General features: G+C 67.2%; 5 protein-coding genes and 1 pseudogene. 5 read left to right on the top strand and 1 reads right to left on the bottom strand.

The window, feature by feature from the left end; translation table 11 throughout:
• Positions 1 to 81: pseudogene (locus A5764_RS30150) on the top strand (hypothetical protein); the annotation flags it as partial.
• A gap of 28 nt (positions 82 to 109) precedes the next feature.
• Here the strand turns inward: A5764_RS30150 and A5764_RS21425 are convergent.
• A complete protein-coding gene (locus tag A5764_RS21425; protein WP_067116838.1) occupies positions 110 to 1,285 on the bottom strand; it encodes a cytochrome P450 in 1,176 nt (391 codons plus the stop codon).
• A 265-nt stretch (positions 1,286 to 1,550) separates the two neighbouring features.
• On the opposite strand from A5764_RS21425, the gene A5764_RS21420 reads away from it, so the two are divergent.
• The 4 genes from A5764_RS21420 to A5764_RS21405 all read left to right on the top strand — a co-directional run bounded on the left by A5764_RS21420 (position 1,551) and on the right by A5764_RS21405 (position 5,320).
• A complete protein-coding gene (locus tag A5764_RS21420; protein ID WP_067116847.1) occupies positions 1,551 to 1,745 on the top strand; it encodes a ferredoxin in 195 nt (64 codons plus the stop codon).
• A 512-nt stretch (positions 1,746 to 2,257) separates the two neighbouring features.
• Positions 2,258 to 3,562: a PPE family protein gene (locus tag A5764_RS21415; protein ID WP_067116835.1), complete on the top strand. Its 1,305-nt coding sequence runs from the start codon at positions 2,258 to 2,260 to the stop codon at positions 3,560 to 3,562.
• Positions 3,563 to 3,776: 214 nt separating this feature from the next.
• Positions 3,777 to 4,076, top strand: a complete 300-nt coding sequence (locus tag A5764_RS21410; RefSeq protein ID WP_067116844.1) for a PE family protein — start codon at positions 3,777 to 3,779, stop codon at positions 4,074 to 4,076.
• 8 nt (positions 4,077 to 4,084) lie between these two features.
• Positions 4,085 to 5,320, top strand: a complete 1,236-nt coding sequence (locus A5764_RS21405) for a PPE family protein (RefSeq protein ID WP_067116841.1) — start codon at positions 4,085 to 4,087, stop codon at positions 5,318 to 5,320.
• Positions 5,321 to 5,442: the final 122 nt, after the last annotated feature.

Below are 5,442 nucleotides of genomic sequence, written 5' to 3'. Positions count from 1 at the left end.
GGTGCCCCGTGGTCGAGGCCTGCTGTGGCCGAGGACACCGGCGTGTTCGTCCAGGTGGCGGCCACCGAGTTCCGCAAGTAGGACCGCTGCCGCTGCCGCGGCGGGGGGGCTAGCCCCAGCGCAGCGGCAGTTGCTTGAGCGCGAAAGTCTTTGACGGGAAGTTGATTTCGGGCGTGTAATCCGAGGGCACGTCGAAATCGGGGATCTGCTTGAGCCATTCGGCGACGATGATGGTCAGCTCGATCCGCGCCAGATGAGAACCCAGGCAGCGGTGCGGTCCGCCGCCGAAGCCCCAGTGGCGGTGCACCTTGCCGTCCAGGACGAGGTCGTCGGAGGACCACGCGTCGCTGTCGTCGCGGTTGACCGCGGCCATGCACAGCCGCACCGGCGTCCCCGCCGGCAACGTCATGCCCCCGATCGTCACCATCTCGGTCGTCACACGCGGCGCCACCGGCGCCGACGGCTCCAGGCGGACGATCTCCTCGATGAAAACCCTTGTCTGCCGGGGACTGTCGCGCAGCGCGTCCCGCAGCTCCGGCCTGCGCGCGAGTTGGTAGAGGGAGAATCCGATCGCCGCGGTCACCGTATCCAGGCCCGCCAGGATCAACAGGTGGCTCATGCCCAGCAACTCGAGATCGCTGAAGTCGCCGTCACTGGTCATCACCTGCGACAGCATGTCAGTTCCGGGGTTCTCCCGGCGTTGCCGAATCACGTCGGACAGATATCCCAGCAGGGCGTTCCCTTTATCGATGTCCTCCTGGGAGAGATAGGGCTTGTCGGCGATGACGGCGTCTTTCCAGTCGATCAACTGGTCGCGATCCTCCAATGGCAGGCCGTACAGGTCCAGGAACACCTGAAACGGGTACAGCCGCGCGAAGTCCGCCATCACCTCGCACTTACCCTGTCCGGCAAAGGCGGCGATCATCTCCGCGGCGTGGCGCTGCAGCACCGGCCGGGACCTGCTCAAGCCGGCGGGGCTGAAGTAGGGCTGCAGGATCTTGCGATACCGGGTGTGCTCCGGCGGGTCGAACGCCAGCGGGACCACCGGCAGCGGATAGCCCGGGGGCTGCAGCGCCAGCCGGGACGAGAAGACCTTCGGATTGCGCAGCGCAGCCAGCACGTCCTCGCGGCGTGTTATGTAGTAGTGGCCGTTCATGAAGACCACCGGCCCGGCGTCGCGCAACGTCTTCCACCCGACGCCGCGATCGGCGGACATCGGCAACTTGAAGTAGTCGAGCCGCGGTAGGTGGAAAGTACCTGGCTGGCTGTCGCCAAGAGTGCTCATGCGCTGGTGATCTCGCTTGTCTTTTCGTACTTGGCCTCGGTGTGTCCCGCCAGGCCGTGCTTGGAACCATGTCGGCACCGGTTCGGCGGTGGCACGTCAATATTGCATGTGTGCCACAAGGAATATTTGCATGTGCGTCAGAGGGCCACCAATCGGCCGACGAATACAAGGTTGAACGTGGCGGCCGCGATGGAGCGACTAATCTACCTATCGATTCCTCTAGTCCGTCTGGGTGTTCCCTGAAGCCGTCGAAGAAGGAAACCTCGTGAAGGTTCGTCTCGAAAAGTCCAGATGTGTGGGCCACGCCCAGTGCTACGCCGTCGACCCAAATCTCTTCCCGATCGACGAGTCTGGCTATTCGACCCTGGAAGAGCATGAGGTCAGCCGTGAGGATGAGCAGCTGACCCGCGACGGCGTGGCGTCCTGCCCAGAAATGGCGCTGATCCTCGAGGTCGACTAGCGGCCGGCGGACATAGACAACTTATATGAGTTCCCCTTGCGCCCGGGCGATATGCGAACTGCAGGTGAACATTTAGTTGTCGTGGGTGAACCCCGGTTGGCCGGGAGTGAACTTTGGTTGGCCGGGAATGAACAGTTGGCATCGCAGCTCGGCGTCGCTAGATGCGACCAGCTAATGTCTTTCGCGAGCGGCAGTTCAGGCACGACGAGCTGTCGCTCGGTTGCTGACAGCGGGTTAGTCGAGGCACAACGTGGATGTCGTCCGTGACCGAACGTCCGGGAATCCTGGTGGCAGAGCACCGATCCGGGCAGAGTGGACGCGTTTGCGATCGCGCACCGGCCATCTCGCCGAAGGGGTTTGCTGGCCGGAAGACCCGAATCAGTCAGCGACACCGACGGGTCAACGGCGCCCAGAGGTACCGATGTGTGTACGAGGTCGTGACTACGGCCACCATAGTTCTTATGTGATTGCCGAGATCGCCGCCGCGATCACGGCCAACTGAGGAGGACACGGTGTTCGACTTCGGAGCGTTACCGCCCGAAATCAATTCCGGCCGGATGTACGCGGGCCCGGGAGCCGAGTCGATAATGGTCGCCGCCACGGCGTGGGACGAGCTGGCGGCGGAGCTGGCGACCGCGGCCAGCGGCTACAACTCGGTGCTCACCGAGCTGACCAGCGCACCCTGGGTGGGACCGTCGTCGACCGCGATGGTGACGGCTGTCGTTCCCTACGTGAGCTGGCTGAGCACGGCCGCGGGGCTGGCCGAGGAGAGCGCCAGCCAGGCGCGGGCGGCCGCGGGCGCTTTCGAGGCGGCGTTTGCGATGACGGTGCCCCCGCCCGTGATCGCGGCCAACCGCGCGCTGCTGATGGCGCTCATCGCGACCAACTTCTTCGGGCAGAACACCCCGGCGATCATGGCCACCGAGGCCCAGTACATAGAGATGTGGGCCCAGGACGCCGCGGCTATGTACGGCTATGCCGCGTCCTCGGCCGCCGCCACCGTGTTGACCCCGTACCAGTCCCCGCCGAATACCAGCACCCCCGACTCCGTGGCCCAACAGAACGCCGCCGTTGCGCAGGCCACCGCCCAGCCGGCCGGCAACTCCGCACAGACGGCGGCGCAGGCGGCCGCCTCGGTTCCTCAGATGTTGCAGCAGATGGCGCTGCAGTGGGTGCAGAGTTGGAACGCCACGAACTGGCCGTTCTCGATGCTGCAGAACCAGTTGGAAAACCTGCTGATTTTCGGGCCCCCGACCCCGACCCACGACTGGTTCAATGTCCCCGGCCTCACAGGCGTCACCGGCTACCCGTCGCAGTCGTCGTTCCTCTCCAGCGGAATCAGCCCGCTGTACAACGAGGCAAGGCAATTCGCGCAGGCGTACTTCGGCGTCGGCCTCGCGAACTTCGGTTGGTCGATCGGCCAGCAGCTCACGTTCGGCCCCGGCGGCGCGACCGCGGGTGCCGGTGGTTCCTGGTTCCCGACGCCACAATTCGGGGGTCTTCACCTGGGCGCCATCGGCGGCGGTTTGGGCGGGGTTCCGCACACCGCTGGAGCGATTTCGGCGAGCACGGGCGGGGCAGGCAAGATCGGGGCGTTGTCGGTCCCGACCAACTGGTCCACGCCGGCCTCGGAGGCCACCGTCACACTCGCCGCGGCCGAGGAAACGCCGGCCAACGCCGGTGCAGGCGTGCCCGGCAACGCCATGCTGAGGGGCATGCCGATGGGCGGCATGGGCCGGCGCAGCGCCGGTTACGGCTACACCACCAAATACGGGTTCCGCTACAGCGTGCTGACGCGGCCGCCGTCGGCCGGATGATGACGGGCGCGAGCATGGTCTTCCAGTTGGGGGCGTACCCGCCCGGTACCGCTCCAGATGAACAACAGTTGTCCACCAATGAACAGTTGGCGCTAAGGAGGCGCGAGCCTGCGGCATCCAATTAGTCTCACTAGCAACCTATGTCTGCAGTGAACTTCACCAGCAATGCATTCCTTTTACGGTCATCGAGCCTGAAGGTTGAGGAGGAAACGAAATGTCGTTTGTGACTACGCAGCCAGAAGCGTTGGCGGCAGCGGCAGGCACTTTGCAGGGGATCGGCTCGGCGTTGAGCGCCCAGAATGCCGCGGCGGCGGCCCCGACGACGGGTGTGGTGCCCGCGGCCGCCGACGAGGTGTCGGCGCTGACTGCGGCCCAGTTCGCCGCGCACGCCCAGATGTATCAGGCCGTCAGCGCTCAAGCGACGGCGATTCACGAGCAGTTTGTCAACACCCTGGGCATCAGCTCGGGGTCGTACGCGGTGACCGAGGCGGCCAACGCGGCCGCGGCAGGCTAGGAGGTCCGATCGTGTCTGATTTGGGTTCGTTGCCCCCCGAGGTCAGCTCCGCACTGATCTATGCGGGTCCCGGCTCGTCGTCGCTGATGGCGGCGGCCGCGGCCTGGAATGGCCTCGCCGCCGAACTGAGTTCGGCCGCCATGGGCTATGACACGGTCGTCACCCAGCTCTCCAGCGAGGAGTGGCTGGGGCCGGCCTCGACGTCGATGGCATCCGCGGCGCAGCCGTATGTGCAGTGGATGACCACCACCGCCGGGCAGGCCGAGGAGGCCGCCGCCCAGGCACAGTCGGCCGCCGCGGCCTACGAGACCGTGCTCGCCTCGGTCGTCCCGCCGCCGCTGATCGCGCTCAACCGCACCGAGCTGTCCCAGGCCATGGCGACCAACGTGCTGGGTCAAAACAACGGGATCATCGCGCAGCTGGAGGCCCAGTACCAGGAGTTCTGGGCCCAAAACGCCTCGGCGCTGTACAGCTACGCCGGCCAGTCGGCGGCCGCGACGCAGGTGACGCCGTTCCAGAGCGCACCGGCGGTGGCCAACCCGGCCGCTGCCACCACCCAGGCGGCTGCGGCCGCGGCCTCACCAGCCGCTACCATCCAGCAGACCCTGCAGCAATTCATCACCGGGATCCAGCAGCAGATCGCCGGGCTGGCGGGACCATTCGCCAACCCGACCACGACGATCGCGGGCACAAACCTGTTCTCGACGTCCAACCCGCTGCTGCAGGAAGCCTGGTTCCTCATCAGTGGCCAGACGATCCTGCCGTCGAACATCGGGACGTTCCTGGGTGGCTACTCGAACTACGCGAGCTTCTTCTACAACACCGAGGGTCTGCCGTACTTCAGTGTTGGTATGGGGAACTTCGGTGTTCAGATGGCCAAGACCCTGGGCGCGATCGGCGGCGCGGCCCCGGCCGCCGCGGCCGCTGTCCCCAAGGGCTTGCCCGGGCTGGGCGGGCTGCTGGGTGGCGGCACGGGCGCCGCGGCGCACCTCGGCAGCGCGACCTCGATCGGCAAGCTGTCGGTGCCGGCCACCTGGGCGGGGTCGGTCGCTCCGGCGACAGGCCACGTCGCGCCCCAGCTGGTCAGCACGGTCAGCGCCGCCCCGGAGGCCGCCAGTGGTGGGCCCGGAAACCTGCTGGGCGGCATGCCGCTGGCGGGGGTGGGCTCCGGCACCGCCGGCGGTGCCGGTCCACGGTACGGGTTCCGCCCGACCGTCATGGCCCGGCCGCCCCTGGGCGGGTAGCTGCCCTTCTCCAACTCGCGTCGTGGGGGGGGGGGGGGGGGGGGGGGGCCGCCCGCCGCGGGGGGGGGGGCGCCGCACCCAGGGAGGCCGCGGGGGGGGCCGCCGGCAGCCCCACCAGCGGC

The sequence above is a fragment of the Mycobacterium sp. 852002-51057_SCH5723018 genome (assembly GCF_001667035.1).
In the GTDB taxonomy this organism is placed as follows: Bacteria; Actinomycetota; Actinomycetes; order Mycobacteriales; family Mycobacteriaceae; genus Mycobacterium.
This window is presented reverse-complemented; position numbering and strand designations above follow the sequence as displayed.